This window comes from Acidovorax sp. LjRoot118 (assembly GCF_964253575.1).
GTDB lineage: Bacteria > Pseudomonadota > Gammaproteobacteria > Burkholderiales > Burkholderiaceae_C > Acidovorax.
Genome location: NZ_CAXURB020000001.1, coordinates 1,275,082 through 1,293,771 on the forward strand (window position 1 = coordinate 1,275,082; position 18,690 = coordinate 1,293,771).

Annotated in this window: 15 protein-coding genes; 6 read left to right on the forward strand and 9 right to left on the reverse strand. The window is 68.3% G+C overall.

Annotation, left to right across the window (positions count from 1 at the left end; all coding sequences use genetic code 11):
- Positions 1-4 precede the first annotated feature (4 nt).
- Positions 5-880, forward strand: a complete 876-nt coding sequence (locus tag ACSQ9E_RS05940; protein ID WP_436217156.1) for a bile acid:sodium symporter family protein — start codon at positions 5-7, stop codon at positions 878-880.
- Here the strand turns inward: ACSQ9E_RS05940 and ACSQ9E_RS05945 are convergent.
- The 6 genes from ACSQ9E_RS05945 to ACSQ9E_RS05970 form a co-directional block, all read right to left on the reverse strand.
- Positions 875-3,181 (reverse strand): DUF1631 family protein, encoded by a 2,307-nt coding sequence (locus ACSQ9E_RS05945; protein WP_436217157.1) that lies wholly within the window; start codon positions 3,179-3,181, stop codon positions 875-877. The genes ACSQ9E_RS05940 and ACSQ9E_RS05945 overlap by 6 nt on opposite strands.
- A gap of 65 nt (positions 3,182-3,246) precedes the next feature.
- Positions 3,247-4,413 (reverse strand): ABC transporter permease, encoded by a 1,167-nt coding sequence (locus ACSQ9E_RS05950; protein WP_436217158.1) that lies wholly within the window; start codon positions 4,411-4,413, stop codon positions 3,247-3,249.
- Positions 4,413-5,588 carry an ABC transporter permease gene (locus ACSQ9E_RS05955; RefSeq protein WP_436217159.1) on the reverse strand — a complete coding sequence of 392 codons (1,176 nt, stop codon included), beginning with the start codon at positions 5,586-5,588 and terminating at the stop codon, positions 4,413-4,415. The genes ACSQ9E_RS05950 and ACSQ9E_RS05955 overlap by 1 nt, the downstream gene beginning before the upstream one ends.
- A 34-nt stretch (positions 5,589-5,622) precedes the next feature.
- The gene (locus tag ACSQ9E_RS05960) at positions 5,623-6,642 is read right to left on the reverse strand and encodes an HlyD family secretion protein (RefSeq protein ID WP_436217160.1); all 1,020 of its coding nucleotides are present in this window, start codon (positions 6,640-6,642) and stop codon (positions 5,623-5,625) included.
- A gap of 2 nt (positions 6,643-6,644) precedes the next feature.
- Positions 6,645-8,096 (reverse strand): TolC family protein, encoded by a 1,452-nt coding sequence (locus ACSQ9E_RS05965; protein WP_057205765.1) that lies wholly within the window; start codon positions 8,094-8,096, stop codon positions 6,645-6,647.
- A gap of 20 nt (positions 8,097-8,116) precedes the next feature.
- The gene (locus tag ACSQ9E_RS05970; RefSeq protein WP_436217161.1) at positions 8,117-8,938 is read right to left on the reverse strand and encodes a metal-dependent hydrolase; all 822 of its coding nucleotides are present in this window, start codon (positions 8,936-8,938) and stop codon (positions 8,117-8,119) included.
- A gap of 106 nt (positions 8,939-9,044) precedes the next feature.
- Between ACSQ9E_RS05970 and ACSQ9E_RS05975 the strand changes: the two genes are divergently transcribed.
- On the forward strand, positions 9,045-9,656 hold the full coding sequence (locus ACSQ9E_RS05975) for a TetR/AcrR family transcriptional regulator (protein WP_436217162.1): 612 nt from the start codon (positions 9,045-9,047) through the stop codon (positions 9,654-9,656).
- A 7-nt stretch (positions 9,657-9,663) separates the two neighbouring features.
- Here the strand turns inward: ACSQ9E_RS05975 and ACSQ9E_RS05980 are convergent, their stop codons facing one another.
- Positions 9,664-10,071, reverse strand: coding sequence for a VOC family protein (locus ACSQ9E_RS05980; RefSeq protein WP_436217163.1), 408 nt, complete (start codon positions 10,069-10,071; stop codon positions 9,664-9,666).
- A 58-nt stretch (positions 10,072-10,129) separates the two neighbouring features.
- Positions 10,130-12,205 (reverse strand): sodium-translocating pyrophosphatase, encoded by a 2,076-nt coding sequence (locus tag ACSQ9E_RS05985; RefSeq protein ID WP_179681242.1) that lies wholly within the window; start codon positions 12,203-12,205, stop codon positions 10,130-10,132.
- Positions 12,206-12,491: 286 nt separating this feature from the next.
- Here ACSQ9E_RS05985 and ppa point away from each other — a divergent pair, with 286 nt between their 5' ends.
- Both ppa and ACSQ9E_RS05995 read left to right on the forward strand, forming a co-directional pair.
- Positions 12,492-13,034: an inorganic diphosphatase gene (gene ppa / locus ACSQ9E_RS05990; protein ID WP_305743847.1), complete on the forward strand. Its 543-nt coding sequence runs from the start codon at positions 12,492-12,494 to the stop codon at positions 13,032-13,034.
- 185 nt (positions 13,035-13,219) lie between these two features.
- Positions 13,220-15,043: a methyl-accepting chemotaxis protein gene (locus ACSQ9E_RS05995; protein WP_436217164.1), complete on the forward strand. Its 1,824-nt coding sequence runs from the start codon at positions 13,220-13,222 to the stop codon at positions 15,041-15,043.
- A gap of 87 nt (positions 15,044-15,130) precedes the next feature.
- On the opposite strand, the gene ACSQ9E_RS06000 is transcribed toward ACSQ9E_RS05995, so the two are convergent.
- Positions 15,131-15,943, reverse strand: a complete 813-nt coding sequence (locus ACSQ9E_RS06000; protein WP_436217165.1) for an alpha/beta fold hydrolase — start codon at positions 15,941-15,943, stop codon at positions 15,131-15,133.
- Positions 15,944-16,241: 298 nt separating this feature from the next.
- Between ACSQ9E_RS06000 and ACSQ9E_RS06005 the strand changes: the two genes are divergently transcribed.
- Both ACSQ9E_RS06005 and ACSQ9E_RS06010 read left to right on the forward strand, forming a co-directional pair.
- Entirely contained in the window at positions 16,242-16,763 is a 522-nt protein-coding gene (locus ACSQ9E_RS06005; protein WP_436217166.1) for a chemotaxis protein CheW, read from the forward strand.
- Between the two features lie 78 nt (positions 16,764-16,841).
- Positions 16,842-18,623 carry a methyl-accepting chemotaxis protein gene (locus ACSQ9E_RS06010; protein ID WP_436217167.1) on the forward strand — a complete coding sequence of 594 codons (1,782 nt, stop codon included), beginning with the start codon at positions 16,842-16,844 and terminating at the stop codon, positions 18,621-18,623.
- The last annotated feature ends 67 nt before the right edge of the window (positions 18,624-18,690 follow it).

An 18,690-nucleotide genomic window follows, 5' to 3' on the forward strand; every position in this document is an offset into this window, starting at 1 on the left:
CACCATGAGTTTCATTTCCATCCTGCCCACGCTGCTGTTCATTGCGCTGGGCCTCGTCATGTTCGGCCTGGGCCTGTCGCTCACCGTGGCGGACTTCAAGCGCCTGCTGCAGTACCCGCGCGCTGTGCTGCTGGCCCTGGTGCTGCAGGTGCTGGTGCTGCCGGCGGCCTGCTACGGCCTCATCGTGCTGCTGGGCGTGCCGCCGCTGTATGCCGTGGGGCTGATGCTGCTGGCGGCATCGCCGGGCGGCGTGTCGGCCAATCTGTTCAGCCACCTGTTCGGCGGCAACGTGGCGATGAACATCTCGCTCACGGCCATCAACACGGTGCTGTCCATCGTGAGCCTGCCGCTCATCACCAACTGGGCCATCGCCACCTTCGCCAAAACGGGCCAGGTGGTGCCGCTGCAGTTCGGCAAGGTGCTGGAGGTGATCGTGATCGTGCTCATCCCTGTGGTCGTGGGCATGTGGGTGCACCGGCGCGCCCCGGCCTTCAGCGCGCGCATGGAAAAGCCGATGAAGCTCTTCAGCGCCGTGGTGCTCGCGTCGTTCGCGCTGATTGCCATTGCCAAGGAATGGGCGGCGCTGTCGTCCTCGTTTGCCGACATCGGCCCGGCCGTGCTGCTGTTCAATGCCCTGAGCCTCTGCGCGGGCTACTTCCTGCCGCGCGCTCTGGGCATGGACAAGTCCATGGCCACGGCCATCGGCTTCGAGATCGGCATCCACAACTCCACGCTGGCGATCTTCATCGCGCTGTCGGTGCTCAACAACTTCCAGCTCGCGCTGCCAGCCGCCATCTACTCGGTCAGCATGTACATCATGGCGCCGCTGTTCGGCATGCTGGTGCTGCGCAGGCCGGGGCAGAACACCCCGGGCTCATAACCTGCTTTCCACGCTGTTGCGCATGGCGGCCTGCGCCACGGCGTCCAGGGCGACATCCACCACGGGCTGCTGGCTGAGCACCTGCAGGCTGCCTTGCTGGATGCACCGGTCGAGCAGCCGCAGCGTCATCGATTGGGTGCGCCCGGAGGCGTTGGTGAAGAGGAAGAAGGTGCCCTGCGAGCCGACCCAGGACAGCTGGGTGCGCTCCCACTGGCCTGCCACCAGCAGGTTCACCCAACTGCCGACGGCCAGCGCAGGCCGGGTGGGCCCATCCACCGGCGTGGGTGCGGGCGGGGGCTCCAGGGCCCCGGGCTGGGACGGCTGCAAGTCGCCCATGAAGCCGGAATCCTGGGCTTCCGATGGCGCAAGCCACGGCTCCTCGTCCATGGTCGGGGTTGCTTGTTCCGAAGGCTCCGTTTCGGCGGGCGAAGCGGCAGGCTTGGGCCCGCCCTGGAAGGCCTGCTGGTGCAATTGCATCAACTGCGCGAAGACGGCTTCGGTCCTGTCAGCAGGGTAGTCGATCAATGCGAGGCCCTCGCGCAGGCGAGGCAGCAGTTGGGGGATCAGGCGCGCGAGCTCACCGGTGTTCGTGCGGGTCAGTTCGGGCTGCGCGCTCCAGACCAGGGCGCCCACCAGCTCCTGGTAGCGGCCCGGGTCGGCGCTGCCGGTCCTGTCGGTCAGGCGCGCCTGGGCCATGACCTGGGCCCAGGGGCCGAGCAGGAAGTGGGCAATCTCGCCGGGGATGCTGTCGATCTGCGGCAGCAAGCGGATCTCGCCGGACAACCTGGCCGCCAGTAGGTGGCGCTGCTCCGCGTGCTCCAGCGCCTCGATGGCGCGCAGGCGCTCCTGTTCGCGCACCTGCTCGCCGTCTGCCCATTGCGCGTGCAACTGCTGGCGGACCTGCTCGAAGTCATCTGCCCCTTCGATGGTGGCCGAGGCCAGCGGGCCGGCAATGTCCATGAGGGAGCGCATGAATCGCTTGAAGCCGGGTGCCTCGGCCCCGTTGAAGGCCATGCTGTGGTCGGTGATGTCCTGCAGCAGGCGGCGCGCGGGGTGCTCCTTGTTGCTGAAGAATCGGGGGTCGGCCACCGCCAGCTGCATCAGGGCGGGTTCCAGGGCGCGCACGAACTGCTGCACAGGCCACAGCAGCCGGCTGTCGCGCGCGATGTTGTCCACCATCAGCGCGACCACCTCCATGCCCAGGGCGTCTCCAAGCCCCGCGGCGCGCCTCTGCCCTGCTCCGTCGCCCGGCTGGGCGCGCTGGCTGCCCAGGCGCTCCATCATCTGGCCGACCTGGTTCATCTCCTGCAGCGCCTCGAAGGCGGCGGGCACGGTCATGGCGAAATCCGTGGCGGGCGGGTCGATCTGCGGAAGCTGTACCGGGCTGTCGAACTCGCGTGCAAAACGTTCGGCGAAGGGTTCATCGTCCGGCGCGGCCGCCGGGGACTGCTGCGGCGCGGGTTGCTCGCTGAACTCGCCGAGCAGCAGGCGGCGCAGCCGGTCGAGCGTCAGCAGCGGGTCGCCGGAGCCTGCGGGTACGGACATGTCTGTTTCGTCACCGAACCCGGGGGCTGCTGCGCCGTTGCCCGGCGCGACGTACACATACTCGCCGTCGGCCTGGCGCATGGCGTAGCCCACGGGCCGCACACCGCCTTGCTTGAGCAGATCGATCTGTGCGAGGTAGAGGCCCTTGAGCTCCGTGCCCAGGGCCTTGGCCATGTGCGCCATCCAGTCGTTGCGCACCTGCGCGGTGGCCTGCATCTGCGACACCACGGCCTGCAGTGCCTGCAGGAAGACTTCCGGGCGCAGGGGGTTGTGCTCGGGCTGCACCCTGGGCAGGCCCTGGGCTGCGCACACCAGGGCGTCGAGGTCGGCCAGCGGCCCCTCCACGGCAGAAGTCAGCACCTGCCTGGCGCGGGCGCGCTCGACGCTTTCGGTGATCTGCGACTCGTCCATCAGTTCGAGCTGGTCGAAATGGATGGTGAACAGTGAGCGCGAGGGTTTTTCCTCCCCCGGCGCAGCGGTCTGCTGTTCGAGTGCCTTGCGCAGCGCGCCAGGATAGCGCTCGCCCATCACGGAGGTGAGCCGCATCAACTGCTGCTGCGCTTCGAGCATGCCCTGGTGCTCGCCCGGCGTGCGGGCCTGGTCCTGGCGCAGTTGCAGGGACATGCGCGTGGCCTCGGCGACGCGCTCCATCAGGTGCCTGGAATCCGCCAGCACGCCATCGACGATGCGCTGGTAGTGCGAGGCGTTGCCATCGCGGGGAGCATGGTCAGGCGGTGCGGAGTGTTTCAAGGCCATCTTCTCTGGGAGTACCGGAATGCCTGTGATGGTACGCGGGGTTGCAGCCCGGGTGATGAAGTTCCTCAGGCAGAAGGGCCGGGTACTGGCCGGGGCCTTGTCCAAGCCAGCAGCGCCACCGTGCACCCTGCAGATAGCGCCACCAGCGCACACAGCTGGGGCAAGGCCGCCGCGAGGGGCGCGCCCAGCTGGTTCAGGCGCAGCGAGGCCTGCACGCCCGAGGTGCTGGGCAGCAGCCAGCGCAGCCACTGCAGCGGCTCGGGCAGGGCCTCCACGGGCCACGAGAAGCCGGCCACGAAGGCGATCGGCAGGGTGGTGAACAGCAGTACCTGCAGTGCGCGCTCGCGGTTGCCCACCCACAGGCCGATCAGCGCGCCCAGGGCCGCGATGGCGGGCACATAGCAGGCCAGCAGCGCCAGCGCCCCCAGCGGGTTGCCGCCGCGCGGGTAGTCGTGCAGCACAAAGATCCAGCCGAAGTAGAACAGGCCGCTGACCCAGCCCAGCGTGCACAGCGCCAGCAGCCGGCCCAGCCAGGTGCGGGCGCGGGCGCGGTGCCGGCCGGCCTCCACCCAGGTGCCGGTGAGCATGGCCGCGCCCATGAGCAGCGTCTGCTGCAGGATCAGCAGGGCCACGGCGGGCACGACGAAGCTGCCATAGCCCTCGGTCGGGTTGAACAGCGCCACCATCTGCAACTGCACCGGGTTGCGGCTGGCGGCGGCCTGCTGCGCGCTCTGGCCCGCGGCCTGCAGCTTGCGCATCTCGATGCCGGCGGACACGGTGCCCACGGCCTCGGCAAAGCCGTACTGCACGGCCTTGTTGAGCAGCGCATAGGCGCCGTTGCCTTCGACGCGAACCAGGGCCTCCTCGCCGCGCACCACGCTGCGCTTGAGGTTGGCGGGGATCAGCGCATAGCCTTCCACCTCGCCGCGCCACAGCGCTTCCTGCGCCTCGCGCTCGCTGGCGGTCACCAGACGCACCTCGATGCGCGGGTCGGCCTCGGCAAAGCGCGTGATCTGGCGCGACAGGCTGCTGCGGTCCATGTCCACCACGGCCACGGGCACACGGGTGAGCACCTCGTCGGCATAGAACCAGGGGTAGAAGAAGCCATAGAGCACGGGCGCGGCCACGAGCAGCAGCAGCACGCCCTTGTCGCGGCTGATGGTGGCCAGGGCCTGCAGCCAGGCGCTCCAGAGGGTCGAGGATTCGGCAGAGGTTTCGTACCGTTTGTCCATCACCGTGCTCCCCAGCTCTCTGGGTTCTTGCGTGCCAGTTGCAGGGCCAGCGTGCACGCCAGCAGCAGCACGGCAGTGGCCACCATCAGCGCCGCCACGGTGGAAACACTGGTGCGCAGCGGTGCGCCCATCTGCAACTGCTCGATTTGCAGGCGGATGTAGTGGGTGTAGGGCATGGCCTCGGCCCACGCGCGTGCGCTGGCCGGCATGCCCGCCAGCGGAAAGGCCACGCCGCTGAAAGCAAACGCCGGTGCCGCGAAGAAGCCCGCGCCCGAGAGGGCCGTGCGCAGCGAGCGCGTGATGCCTGCCAGCGCCGCACCAGCGGCCAGCGACACGGCCATCAGCAGTGCCAGCCCCGCTGCCACCCAGGCCAGGTTGCCCGGCGGGTGCCAGCCGCGCCCCCAGGTGATGCCCGTCAGCGCCAGCAGCGCCACCAGCGTCAGCGAGGCCCAGGGCAGGGCGAGCTTGCCCACCAGGGCCGCACCCGTGCGCAGCACCCCACCGCCCGCACCCAGCCATTCGCCCAGCGTGCGGTCGCGCAACTCGCGGCCCACGGCCCAGGCGCCGGCCGTCATGGCCAGGATGTGCAGCAGCGCCGGGATCAGCGCCGCGCCCAGAAACTGCTCGTAGTTGGTGGACACGTTGAACAGCGCCAGCAATTGCGTGTGGATGGGCTCCATGTTCACGCGCACGGCTTGCGCCGGTTCGCCGCGCTTGTTGCGCGCCGCCATCTCGATGCCGGCCGACAGCGTGCCCACCACGGCGCGCACGTCGCGTTGCAGCACGCCCGAATGCGTGCCCAGCTGCGCGTTGTGCAGCAGCGTGACCTGGGCCGTGCGGCCCTCCTTCACGGTGCGCGCGAAGTCGCGCGGGAGGGTGACCACGGCATACACCTCCACGCTGCGCAGCGCGCGCTCGGCCTCGGCCGAGTTGGCGTAGTGCTGCACCACCTGCAGGCCGGGCGTGGCGTCGAGCATGCGCACCACCTGGCGCGACAGGGCCGAGTGGTCGTCGTCCAGCACGCCCACGGGCAAGTGGCGTGGCAGGCCGGCCGAGAAGATCCAGCCCATGAGCAGCACGGCCAGCAGCGGCACCCAGGTGACCATGGCCAGGTCCCAGGGGCTGGCAAGCAGGCGCCGCGCCTCGCGGCGAAAGCTGTGGACCAGGGGATTCATGGCGTGGTCAAGGGGCAGGGCGTTGCGCGCCAGCTCATTGCACCAGCACCGTCATGCCGGGGCGGGCGCCTTCGATGGGAGAGGCCGGGCGGGCGCGCACTTCGAAGGTGCGCACGTCGAATCCCTGGCCGGCGCGCGTGGCGCGCCAGGTGGCGAAGTCGGGCAGGGCGGCTGTGTGGTAGACCTTGAAGCGCACGGGCTTGCCGGCGCTGCCTGCACGACCCAGGGCGGGCAGCGTGGCCTCGAACTCCTGGCCGATGGCAAAGCGCTGCAGGCGGTCTTCCCGCACGTTCAGCACCACCCACTGGTCGGCCAGGTCCACCACCGTGACCACGGCCACGCCCTGGGGCGACAGCTCGCCCGTGCGGGCCAGCACCTTGGCCACTTCGCCTGCCACGGGGCTCTTGAGCTCGGTCTCTGCCTGGGCGGCCTTGACCTCGGCGACCACGCCGGCCACCTGGCGCGCCTGGGCGCTGGCGGCGGATCGGTCCTCGGGCCGGGCGCCGGCACGGGCCAGCTCGTACTGGGCCTTGGCGGCCAGGGCCTGGTCGCGCGCGGCCTTGTGGTTGGCCTCGGCCTCGTCGCGCTTCTGTGCGGCCACCAGGCCTTCGCGGGCCAGGCCGTCCACGCGGCGGTAGGACGATTCGGCCAGGTCGGCCGCCGTCACGGCGCGCTGCCAGGCCAGGCGGGCCATCTCCACCTCCTGCGGGCGGGCGCCGTGCGCGGCCTTGTCGGCCACGGCCTGGGCCGCTTCCTGCGCGGCGGTGGCTTGCGCCAGCTTGGCCTGCACCTCAGGGCTGTCCATGCGGATCAGCGGGGCGCCCACGGCGATCTGGTCGCCTTCCTTGACCAGGATCTGCGCGATGCGCGCCGTGACCTTGGGCGCGATGTCGGCCTCGCGGGCCTCCATCTGCCCCTGGAACACCTCGGGTGCCGGCTGCGAGGCCTTCCACAGCCCGAAACCGACGAAGCCGCCCACGGCCACCAGGGCCACGGCGCCCAGCACCGCAGCTTTCCTGCTGCCCTTGCCGTTGTTCTTGTTGCTGTCGCTCATGTTCATTCCACCTTCACATCGGCACGTGCCATGTATTTGCCAAATTCATCGGAGAGGCCGGAGCTTTCGAGCAGCTCGGCCAGGGCCTTCACGTAGTCGTGGGCGGCCTGGGCCCGTTCGGTCTGCGCCTTGGCCTGGTTGACCTGGGCGTCGATCAGGTCCAGCGTGGTGCTGGTGCCTGCCCGCAGGCCCGAGGTGCGCAGGCGCAGCACCTCGTCGGCCACCTCCAGTCCTGGCTGCATGCCGAAATAGGCGCGCCGCGCCTGCTCCAGCGCCTGCCAGCGCTTTTCCACCAGCAGGGCAATGTCGTTCTGCGCCTGGGCGCCGCTGCGCTCTGCCTGCTCGATCTGGCGCGAGGACGACGCGGCCAGCGCATCGCGGTCGATGGAGTCCCACAGCGTGAAGCGCACGCCGATGCCGGCCACCCAGTCGGCATCCCTGCCGCTCTTGAGCTGACGCTGGCCGAAGGCGAAGACCTGCGGCTTGCGCAAAGCCTCCTGCGCCGCATGCAGTTGCTCGGCCTGGCCCTTCTTGGCGGCCACCTTGGCCAGGCCCGGGTGGCGCTGTAGCGCGGCATCGACGAAGTGGGGCAGGGGCTCCACCGGCTGGCCGAGCACGAAGAGCGGGCTGGTGGGGGTCACGCGCTCGCTGGCCTTCACCGTGCGGGTCAGGGCGGTGGCGGCCAGATCGGCATCGTCGCGGGCCTTGCGCGCGTTGCGGCGCGCCTCCTCCAGCGCGGCACGGGCCTGCAGGCGCTCCACGCGGGCGATCACGCCGGCGTCCAGCATCTTCTGCGCGGCGGCGTCGTGCTGCTCTATGGTGGCCAGGGCCGATTCGCGCAGCCGGGCGGCATGCTCGGCGAGCTGGGCCCCGAAATAGCGCTGCACCAGCACGGTGGCGACCTCGTGGCCGGTCTTGTCGGCATCGGCCTGTACCTCGGCGGCCTGCGCCTCCACCAGCCCGCGCGCGGCATCGCCGGCACCGCCCATGTAGATCGGCCAGATGCCCGAGACCGAGGTGCTGGTGTCCGTCTTGTGGCGGTTCAAGGTGTAGCTGGCCGGCAGGTGCGGCAACTGGGCCAGCGAGCCCGCCAGTTGCGGCGGCAGCTGCTGCAGCACGCCGGGCAGGGCCTGGTTCACGGGGTTGAGGTCCAGGTCCAGGTTGGCGTTGTAGGCGTACGCGGCGCCGCTGAGCGAGACCACCGGGCCGCCCAGCCGTGCCAGGGCCTGGCGGCGCAGTTGGGCGCTTTCCACCGCGTTGCGCGATGCGGCGAGCTGGTCGGAGCGTGCCGTGAGCTGCTCCAGTGCGGCCTGGAAGGCCATGGGTTCGGCCTGGGCCGGCAGCTGCATGGCGAGTGCGGCCAGCAGGGCGGCGGCCCGCAGTGTGGAAATACGCAGGAAAGGGAGGGGCTGGCCGGCCGCCGCATGCGGCCGGTGAGAGGGGCTCTGGGTCATGGTCTAAGGGGTGTTCGTGCTCAGCGTGCGCCCACGGGGATGTAGGCCTCGCGGTGGTCTGCCAGCCAGCGCTCGGAGAGGTCGCTGCCCTGCTGGCTGGGGTGGAAATCGCGCCGCAGGTAGTCGCGCCAGGGACGCCAGGTCTCGCGCACCAGGCCTCCTTGGCCGAACAGGGTGCGCGCCGCGCTGGCCCAGGTGCGCCAGCGCCACAGCGTGCCATCGCGGCGCAGGTTGCCCACGGTCTGGCGCAGCACGTCGCCCAGGAACACCAGGGTGATGCGCCGGAACCAGGTGATGCGCCAGGCATGGTCGCCGTCCAGCGCCTGGTAGATGTCGAAAGCCGTGCTCTTGTGCTCGGCCTCTTCGGCGCAGTGCCATTGCCACATCGTGGCAAGGCGCGGGTCGGCGCCCGCGAGGACCTCTGGGTGGCCCAGCAGCCACTCGGCCAGCAAGGCGGTGAAGTGCTCGTTGGCGGCGGTCACGGCCAGCGGGTGGCGCGGGTCGGCGCCCTCGAAGAGCTTCATGCGCTCGGCCGCGCGCGGGCCCCAGGTGTTGACCAGGCCCTGCATGTCGAGGTGGCCGTTGAACAGCGCGTGGATGCGCCGGTGCGTGGCCTCCTGCCCGATGAAGCCGCGCACCTCGTCGGCGTACAGCGCCTGCCGGTCGGCGGGCAGGGCCTTGTGGCCATTGCGCACCGCGTCGATGAAGAACTGCTCGCCCACGGGGAAGCTCATGGACAGCGCATTGAAGAGCGCCGTGCGAAAGGCGTCACCACCGCACCAGTGCCGCGCAAAAGGGGCCTCCAGGTCGATGAGCAGGCGGCGGACGACAAGTTCGGTCATGGCGGGCTCCAAGGGATGAAAGGTTTTGGTACTGTTTGGTACCAGTTGTATATCATGCGTGGTGAGTGTGGTACTGTCAAGTACCTTCTCGGAGTCTCACCGCGCCATGACCGAAGCCACGACCGCCGCCAGCCCATCCACATCCACCGTGCACCGCTCCCGCCTGCTGGAGGGCATGGCGCACGCCGTGGCCGTGCGCGGCTATGCCGACACCACCATCGCCGACATCGTGCGCGAGGCCAGCGTCTCGCGCCGCACCTTCTACGAGAACTTCGCCGACAAGGCCGAGTGCCTGATCGCGCTGTACGAGGTCGCCAGCGGCAACGCCATTACGGTGCTGCGCAATGCCATTGATCCGCACAGCGACTGGCAGGCCCAGGTGGAGCAGGCCATGGGTGCCTACTTCGGTGTGCTCGAGCGCAACCCGGTGCTGCTGCGCACGCTCTTCGTGGAGATGCTGGGCCTGGGCGCGCCGGGGCTGGCAGCGCGCCGCCGCGCCAACCAGCAACTGGCCGACCTGATGCTCGACGTGGTGAACAACCGCCCGGGCGAGCGCCTGCGCAAGGCCCCGCTCCAGCCCATGATGGCCATGGCCGTGGTGGGCGGCATCAACGAGATGGTGCTGCAGTCCATCGAGCAGGGGCGCGCCAACGACCTGCAGGAACTGGTGGAGCCGGCCGCGATGCTGCTGCGCGCGGCGATCTCGGCGGAGTTCTGAGCGCTTCTCAGACCTCGTTGGCGATCTCGACCAGGTTCTCGTCCGGATCGTAGATATAGACCGAGCGCAGGCGGTGCTGTGCGCCCGTGGCGCCCACGGGCCCCTGCACCACGGCCACGCCCTCGGCGGCCAGATGCACAAGGACTTCGTCGAGCGGCGTGTGCGTGAGAAAGCACAGGTCGCCCGAGCCTGCCGTGGCATGGCGCACGTTCGGGTCCACCACGGTACCCACCTCGTGCAGGTTGATCTTCTGTTGGCCGAAATGCAGTGCGTAGCGCCCCGGCTTGAACTCGCGCGCCACCATGCCCAGCACGCGTTCGTAGAAGGCGATGGTGGCCGGGATGCTGGCGACGGTCAGGACCACATGGTCCAGCGATTGCACGGTGATGGGCATGGCAGTGCGGTGGGATGGCATGGAAAAAGAAAAGGCCCGCCGAAGCGGGCCGTGGCTGCATGGCGGATGCCGCAGCGTATCAGCTCCCGTGGAATCGCACCACCAGCGGCACGATCAGCAGCGCCACGATGTTGATGATCTTGATCAGCGGGTTGATGGCCGGGCCGGCCGTGTCCTTGTAGGGGTCGCCCACGGTGTCGCCGGTCACGGCGGCCTTGTGCGCCTCGCTGCCCTTGCCGCCGTGGTGGCCGTCCTCGATGTACTTCTTGGCATTGTCCCAGGCGCCGCCGCCCGTGCACATGGAGATGGCGACGAACAGCCCGGTGACGATGGTGCCCATGAGCAGGCCGCCGAGCGCCTTGGGCCCCAGGAGCAGGCCCACCACGATGGGCACCACTACCGGCAGCAGGCTGGGAATCACCATCTCCTTGATGGCGGCGGTGGTCAGCATGTCCACGGCCTTGCCGTACTCGGGCTTGCCGGTGCCGTCCATGATGCCGGGGATGGTGCTGAATTGGCGGCGCACCTCCACCACCACCGCGCCGGCCGCGCGGCCCACGGCCTCCATGGCCATGGCGCCGAACAGGTAGGGGATCAGCCCGCCGATGAACAGGCCAACGATGACCAGCGGGTCCGACAGGTCGAAACTGATGGCCTTGCCGTAGCTTTCCAGCTTGTGTGTGTAGTCGGCAAACAGCACCAGCGCAGCCAGGCCCGCCGAACCGATGGCATAGCCCTTGGTCACGGCCTTGGTGGTGTTGCCCACGGCGTCCAGCGGGTCGGTGACGTCGCGCACGCTGCTGGGCAGCTCGGCCATCTCGGCAATGCCGCCGGCGTTGTCGGTGATAGGGCCGTAGGCGTCCAGGGCCACCACGATGCCCGCCATGCTGAGCATGGACGTGGCCGCCACGGCAATGCCGTAGAGCCCGGCGAGCTGGTAGGACGCCAGGATGGCCAGGCAGACGAAGAGCACCGGCCAGGCGGTGGAGCGCATCGAGACCCCCAGGCCGGCGATGATGTTGGTGCCGTGGCCGGTGGTGGAGGCCTGTGCGATGTGCTGCACGGGCGAGTACTGCGTGCCGGTGTAGAACTCGGTGATCCAGACCAGCGCGGCCGTGAGCACCAGCCCCGTGGCGCAGGCGCCGAACAGGCGCATCTGGCTGCCGCTGGCGCGGATGGCGTTGTCCGGCATGATCCACATGGTGACGAAGTAGAACGCGATCAGCGACAGAATGCCCGCGATCGCCAGGCCCTTGTACAGGGCGGGCATCACGTTCTTCATGCCCGGCGATGCCTTCACGAAGAAGCAGCCGATGATCGATGCCACGATGGACACGGCGCCCAGCGCCAGCGGGTACACCGCAGCGTTGACCGGGGCGGCCACGACCATCAGCGCGCCGAGCACCATGGTGGCGATCAGCGTCACGGCGTAGGTCTCGAACAGGTCGGCCGCCATGCCGGCGCAGTCACCCACGTTGTCGCCCACGTTGTCGGCGATCACGGCGGGGTTGCGCGGGTCGTCCTCGGGGATGCCGGCCTCCACCTTGCCCACCAGGTCGGCTCCCACGTCGGCACCCTTGGTGAAAATGCCGCCGCCCAGGCGCGCAAAGATCGAGATCAGCGAGGAGCCGAAGGCAAAGCCGATCAGCGGGTTGAGCGCCTCGGCCAGCATGGGCCCCGAGGTGATGCCCCGCGACAGCGCCCAGTAAAAGCCCGTGACGCCCAAGAGGCCCAGGCCTACCACCAGCATGCCGGTGATGGCGCCGCCGCGAAACGCGACGTCCAGCGCGGGGCCGATGCCTTGCGTGGCCGCCTGCGCGGTGCGCACGTTGGCGCGCACCGAAACGTTCATGCCGATGAAACCGCAGGCGCCCGAGAGAAAGGCCCCCAGCACGAAGCCGAGCGCGGAGGTCAGGTCCAGAAAGGCGCCGATGAGAATGGCCAGCACCACGCCGACGATGGCGATGGTCTTGTACTGGCGTGCCAGGTAGGCCGCTGCGCCTGCCTGTATGGCGGCGGCAATCTCCTGCATGCGCGCGTTGCCCGCATCCTTGGCAAGAATCCAGCCCCGGGCCCAGATGCCGTAGGCCACCGCAATCAATCCGCAAACCACTGCCAGTATCAGAGGGGACGTCAGCGCTGAGTTGTCAGCCATGCATTTCTCCTTGGTTTTTTCAGTTGCACGGAAGGAAACACAACGCAGGTCGGTGGTGCTTCCGCTGCGTTGCTTCCTCGTGCTCCTGTGGGAAGAATCTGCTCAAAATCGGGAGCAGGTTCTCAAGGAGTCGATTGGCCAACGGACCCAATTTACAGGCAAACGCCGGTTTGCAAGCGGGCAGAAAGGGGCATGCGCCTAAAATCAGGGTTAATCCCGACGCTCTTGGTCCCTCTTGGTCCTGACCGGGCTCGCGGGTTATCGTTTCAAACCACACTCCACAGACATGTCCCTGAACCACGTACCTCCTGGCAAGAACGCCCCCGACTCCTTCAACGTCGTCATCGAGATCCCGATGAACGCCGACCCGATCAAGTACGAAGTGGACAAGGAATCGGGCGCGATCTTCGTGGACCGCTTCATGACCACGGCCATGCACTACCCCACCAACTACGGCTACGTGCCGCAGACGCTGTCGGGCGACGGCGACCCGGTGGACGTGCTGGTGATCACCCCCTACCCGCTGTTCCCAGGCGTGGTTGTGCCCTGCCGCCCCATCGGCATCCTGATGATGGAAGACGAAGCCGGCGTGGACGGCAAGGTGCTGGCCGTGCCCACCGACAAGGTGCTGCCCATCTACACCCACTGGCAGAAGGTGGAAGACGTGAACCCGATGCGCCTGAAGGCCATCAGCCACTTCTTCGAGCACTACAAGGACCTGGAAGCCGGCAAGTGGGTCAAGGTGCTGGGCTGGGAAGGCCTGGACGCCGCCAAGAAGGAAATCATGGACGGCATCGCCAGCTTCAAGGCCAAGAACAGCCAGGCCTGAGCACCGGCTGCCTTGCCGGCGGCCCGCTGACCCAAAAGCATGCATGCCCTCGCGGGCTGCATGCTTTTTTCATGGAAACCCCGCACTGTGCAGTGCCCCGGCCGTTGCTAGACTGCGCAAAGCCAGGGTGTCGGTGCGCAATCCTGCGCCCGCCCTGGCACGAATGGCCGTGGCCAAGGGGTGATATGAAGATTTCCGACGTGCGTATCGGGCTCAAGCTGGGGATCGGGTTCTTTGCCCTGGTGCTGCTCACGGCCCTGCTGGGGGCGGTCTCGCTGTTCCAGCTGTCACGCATCCACCACAACGCGCAGGAGATCGCCAGCAACCTGCTGCCCAGCGTGGGCTACACGGGCGAGCTCAGGGTGTTGATGAACCGCATGCGGCGCTCCGAGGCCGGCATGATCACGGCGCGCAGCACCGCCGAAGTCCAGGCCTTTGCCGAGCAGATGAACGCGCGTGCCAAAGACCTGGAGCGTGTGGAGGCGCAGTACGAACCGCTGGTCACTGCCGGTGAGGAGCGCGAGGCCTTCCAGACCTTTCGCACGCGCAAGGTCGCCTACTACAAGCTCCAGGCCAACCTGGTGGAGGTCGCCAAGGGGGTGGACTTCAGCTCCAGTGAAACCATGGAACTGAGCTCCGAGGCCCTGTCCGGGCTGTTTGCCGGTGAATCCGAAACCGCCTTCGTGGCCGCCGCCGAAACCCTGGGCCAATTGCAGAAGATCAACTCCGCCATGGCCGACAAGGAGCAGGAGGAGGTGCAGTCGGTCTTCCAGGCAGCCCGGATCTGGGTGCTGGGCACGCTGGCCGCCTGCGTGGCGCTTGCGGTCGTGCTGGGCGTGTCCATCACGCGCTCGGTCACGCGCCCTGCGGGCCAGGCCGTGAGCGCTGCGCGCGCCATTGCCGAAGGCGATCTCACGGCGGCCATGCCGGCCCATGGCAAGGATGAAATGGGCCAGTTGCTGTCGGCGCTGGAGGACATGCGCGCCAACCTGGCCCGCGTGGTCACCGGTGTGCGCGGCAACGCCGAAAGCGTGGCCTCGGCGAGCGCGCAGATCGCCTCGGGCAACAACGACCTGTCGGCGCGCACCGAGCAGCAGGCCTCGGCACTGGAAGAGACGGCTGCCTCGATGGAAGAGCTCGGTTCCACCGTGCGCCAGAACGCAGACAACGCACGCCAGGCCAACCAGCTGGCACTGAGTGCCTCCACCGTGGCCGTACAGGGTGGCGACGTGGTGGCCGAAGTGGTCGAGACCATGAAAGGCATCAACGCCAGCAGCAGCAAGATCGCCGACATCATCAGCGTCATCGACGGCATCGCCTTCCAGACCAACATCCTGGCCCTGAATGCAGCGGTGGAAGCCGCCCGGGCCGGAGAGCAAGGCCGGGGCTTTGCCGTGGTGGCCAGCGAAGTGCGCAGCCTGGCCGGGCGCAGCGCCGAAGCGGCCAAGGAAATCAAGGGCCTGATCACCGCCAGCGTGGAGCGCGTGGAGCAAGGCACGCTGCTGGTGGACAAGGCCGGGACCACCATGACCGAAGTGGTCGCAGCCATCCGGCGGGTGACCGACATCATGGGCGAGATCAGCGCGGCCAGCAGCGAACAAAGCGCAGGGGTAGGCCAGGTGGGAGAAGCGGTCACGCAGATGGACCAGGCCACCCAGCAGAACGCAGCGCTGGTGGAAGAGATGGCCGCAGCAGCGAGCAGCCTGAACAGCCAGGCGGGCGAGCTGGTGAACGCGGTGGCGGTGTTCAGGCTGGCGGGTGACGGCAGCGGCGCGGGCAGCTACCGCGCACCGGCACCTGCCCCTGCGCCAGCGGTGCGCAAGCCAGTGGGCATGCCAGCGCCGGCTGTGCGCGCGGCAGTCACGTCCAGGCCAGCGACCAAGGCACCTGCGGCCAGCCGGCTGGCGGCGGCCAAGGCCACCGCGGCGGCAAGCCCTGCGGCGGTAGCGGCACCCAAGGCGCCGGCCAAGGCAGCCGGGGGTGGGGATGATGAGTGGGAGAGCTTCTGATTGAAGGCCGCAGGCTGTCCCTGGGCCGCCTGCTCTTTCAACCCGCAGTCGGCGGGTTTGTCACTCCTGAACTGGTGCTGACCGCATTCAGCGTGGTCGGTGTGGATCCGGAAACACCAGCTGCAGCCCCGGCAGGGCAGGGCGTTTGAAGGCCTGCCACGCGGCTCCCGGCCCCTGCGGCTGGGCCAGCCGGTCGGCCACCACCCACCAGGCGCTCGGGTTCAGGCCAATGCCGAAATGGCTGGCCACCACCTCGATGTTCTCGGTGTGCGGGTTGTGCGGGGAGGGGGCCTGCAGGCTGCCGCGCCAGGCCACCACGCCATCGCTGCGCGAGTAGATGCTGGTGGTGGGCACGGGCGGGGCCTCGGGCAGGTTGTAGTTCTCGGTCTCGCGCTCGATGCTGCGGCCGCTGGCGAACTGGTAGATGCGCCAGGCATTGGTGGAGGTGTGGGGCCCGGCAAAGGGCGTGCCCAGCGTCACCACGCAGCGCACCAGGTCGGGCAGTTCCTTGGCCAGCTCGCGGGCATAGATGCCGCCCAGGCTCCAGCCCACCAGGCTCACCTTGCCGCCACTGCGCTGCGCAGCCTGCTGCAACTGCTGCTTGGCGTTGTCCAGCACGCCTTCGCGCGGGCCCAGGTTCAGCCCCTGGCCCCAGCCCATGGTGTCGTAGCTGCGTGACTCCAGGTAGCGGCGCAACGGTGCCGTGGTGGCGTCACCGGCTGTGAGCCCGGGGAAGACGATCACGGTATGCCCATCGCCCCGGGGGGCGCGCTGCAGTACCGGCCAGGCAGGCAGCACCGCCCCGAATTCCCAGGGCGCGCGCAGCTCCAGCGCCAGCAAGGGCAGGCCGGGGGCAGGCATGTGGTGGGGGTTCTTCTCTTTTTTGGTGAACAGCGTCATCAGGTCATTCCATGGGGCACGAGGCAACTGCCCGGCGGCGTCAGGGGCGGTGCGGCGGCAGGGGCGCCAGCTGTGCAGCGGCGTGCCATTCGACAGCCCGGGTAACGGTAACATTTTTTTGAGCCGGAACCCTCGCCGGGAGTGGAGGTAGCTCTCCAATGAGGCGGGGACTGGCCTTGCAGCAGTCGGCATCTGGCCGTGTTTTTGTTATGAAATGTAACTTTTTGCTGCTATGCTTTTGGGAGTGCTTGCAATCCCTCAACCGGGTGCATGCTTTTCCATCCCGAAAACACCCGCCATGAACCAACCCCTTGCTGAAGCCTCGCCTGAAATCTCTTCCCGCAATGCCCCGCCTCCCGGCCGTGCGCGGGAGTACCTCAGCTTTCGCCTCGGTGCGGAGGAGTACGGCATCGACATCCTTCGGGTGCAGGAGATCCGCTCGTACGAGCAGCCCACCCGCCTGGCCCATTCGCCGGATTTCATCAAGGGGGTGATCGACCTGCGCGGGCGCATCGTGCCCATCCTGGACCTGCGCATGAAGCTGCACTGCCCCGAGGCGAGCTACACCGATTTCACGGTGGTCATCATCCTGGACCTGGGGTCCTTGCTGGTCGGTGCCGTGGTGGATGCCGTGGCCGACGTGGTCACCCTGACCCCGGAACTCATCAAACCCGTGCCGCAGTTCGAGCCCCAGGGCAACCTGGACCCGGCCTTTGTCACCGGCATTGCCAGCGTGGGTGAGCGCATGCTGATCCTGATGGACATCGAGGCGCTGCTGTGCAGTGCCGACATCGGGCTGGTGAAGGCTGCGGCGACCTGATACAAAGGCAGGCGGCGCAGAAGTCGGCAGTGGACTGGTGCGCTGTGGACCAGTCAGGTATTTTCTGGAAACGACACCATGAACAATCTCAAGATATCGACTCGCATGGCGGGCACCTTTGGCGCCCTTGTACTGCTGTTGCTCGCAGTCATCGCCACAGCGCTGTCGCAACTGACCGCGATTTATGGCAGTACGTCGGACATCACCGAAAATTGGCTGCCCAGTGTCGAGTTGGTGAATCGCCTCGACGCCCAGCTGGCAGAAGCGCGGCTCAATGAATTCCGGCATCTGACCACCCAGGACCCTTCGGCCAAGGCTCAGGTGGAAAAAGCGATGGAGGGTATGCGCGCCGAGATCAAGGCGACAGAGGCCACCTACGAAGGCTTGATCGCCAGCGATGCGGAACGCAAGCTGTATGAAACCTATGTCCAGGCGCGCAAGGGTTATGGCGAGTCTGCCGTGAAGCTGCTGGAGCTGTCGCGCAAGAACGAGAGCGAGCAGGCTTTTGCGTTTTTGCAGGGCGAATCGCGCAAGTGGTACATGGAGTCGATTGATACCCTGAAGAAACTCGCGGCATTGAACGGCGCTGGTGCCAGGGCCGCTAGCGCCAGCGCCGCTTCGATCTACCTCAATGCGCGTTTCGTGATGTGGGCTGCAGCCGCGTTCGCGATCCTGCTGGCAGTCTTGGCGGCGGTGTGGCTCATCCGCTCCATCACCCGCCCCCTGGCCCAGGCGGTGCAGGCCGCCGACCGCGTCGCCGCCGGCGATCTCAGTGGCGACATCGTCGTGCAATCCCGCGATGAAACCGGCCACCTGCTCAGTGCCCTGCAGCGCATGCAGCAAAGCCTGGCGAATACCGTGACCACGGTGCGCGGCAACGCCGAAAGCGTGGCCTCGGCCAGCGCCCAGATTGCCTCGGGCAACAACGACCTGTCGGCGCGCACCGAGCAGCAGGCCTCGGCACTGGAAGAGACGGCCGCCTCGATGGAAGAGCTTGGCTCCACCGTGCGCCAGAACGCAGACAACGCACGCCAGGCCAACCAGCTGGCGCTGAGCGCCTCCACCGTGGCCGTGCAAGGCGGCGACGTGGTGGCCGAAGTGGTAGAGACCATGAAAGGCATCAACGCCAGCAGCAGCAAGATCGCCGACATCATCAGCGTCATCGACGGCATCGCCTTCCAGACCAACATCCTGGCCCTGAATGCAGCGGTGGAAGCCGCCCGGGCGGGCGAACAAGGCCGGGGCTTTGCCGTGGTGGCCAGCGAAGTGCGCAGCCTGGCCGGGCGCAGCGCCGAAGCGGCCAAGGAAATCAAGAGCCTGATCACCGCCAGCGTCGAACGCGTGGAGCAAGGCACGCAACTGGTGGACAAGGCCGGGGCCACCATGACCGAAGTGGTGGCAGCCATCCGGCGCGTGACGGACATCATGGGCGAGATCAGCGCCGCCAGCAGCGAGCAAAGCGCAGGGGTGGGCCAAGTGGGAGAAGCAGTCACCCAGATGGACCAGGCCACCCAGCAGAACGCAGCGCTGGTGGAGGAGATGGCCGCAGCGGCGAGCAGCCTGAACAGCCAGGCGGGCGAGCTGGTGAACGCGGTGGCGGTGTTCAGGCTGGCGGGCGACGGCGCAGGCAGCCAGCGCAGCGCGGCCCCTGCAGCAGCCCCAGCGGTGCGCAAGCCGGTGGCCATGGCGGCACCGGCAGCGCGCGCGGCCGTAACCTCCAGGCCAGCGGCCAAGGCCCCGGCGGCCAGCCGGCTGGCGGCGCCCAAGGCCACCGCGGCGGCAAGCCCTGCGGCGGCAGCGGCACCCAAGGCGCCGGCCAAGGCGGCCGGGGGTGGGGATGATGAGTGGGAGAGCTTCTGATTCCCCGTTGCTGTTGGTGTAAGGCACCCCTCATGCGGTGACACGCCGGGAGGGCAAAGAGGCCTTG